Origin of the sequence: Mesorhizobium sp. M1406, assembly GCF_040317555.1 — a bacterium.
Classification (GTDB): Bacteria; Pseudomonadota; Alphaproteobacteria; order Rhizobiales; family Rhizobiaceae; genus Mesorhizobium.
On record NZ_JAMYKW010000176.1, the window covers coordinates 1 to 836 of the forward strand.

Genomic DNA, 836 nt, shown 5'->3' on the forward strand with positions numbered 1-836 from the left:
CTCTGGCGCCACGCTTGACCTTGCCGGCACCTCCCAGACGCTTGCCGGGTTGACCAACGCCGGAACGGTGCGCATCGCCGGCGGAGGTCTCGGCAACACGCTGACCATCAGCGGCGATTATGTCGGCAATGGCGGCACCGTCGTCCTCAACACCGCGCTCGGTGGCGACGGTTCGGTGACCGACATGCTGGTTGTCGCAGGCGGCACATCGGGGACGGGCACGCTCCAGGTCGCCAATTTCGGCGGCGCGGGAGACCAAACGCTCGAAGGCATCAAGATCGTCGATGTCGGCGGCGTTTCGAACGGAACCTTCGCGCTCAAGGGCGACTACACCTTCGAAGGCGACAAGGCGGTCGTCGGCGGCGCCTATGCCTACAGGCTCTACCAGGGCGGCACGAGCACACCAACCGACGGCGACTGGTATTTGCGCTCCGCGCTGATCAATGGTGGCGGACCCGGAACTCCGCTCTATCAGGCCGGCGCGCCACTCTACGAGGCCTATGCCGGTACATTGCAGAGCTTCAACCAACTGAGCACATTGCAGCAGCGGCTCGGCAACCGCTCATGGACCATCGAAGCGCAAGGCGCCGACGGGGTCTCCGATGATGTGAAGGCGGAGGCCGGCATAGGGTTGTGGGGCAGGATCGAAGGCACCAGCGGCTCCTACGATCCGCAAAGCTCCACCACCGCAACGACTTACGACACCTCGACCTGGAGGCTGCAGACCGGCGCCGACATGCTTTTGTCCGACAGCGCGGCCGGTCGGCTCATCGGCGGCGTTGCCTTCCAGTATGGCACGGTGTCCGCCGATGTGTCGTCGGTGTTCGGCAGCGGGT

General features: G+C 65.3%; 1 protein-coding gene. It reads left to right on the top strand.

Features of this window, described 5'->3' with window-relative positions; translation table 11 throughout:
- Nucleotides 1-836: autotransporter outer membrane beta-barrel domain-containing protein (locus NKH03_RS34815; protein ID WP_352973365.1), on the top strand; the 836-nt coding region annotated here is incomplete at both ends.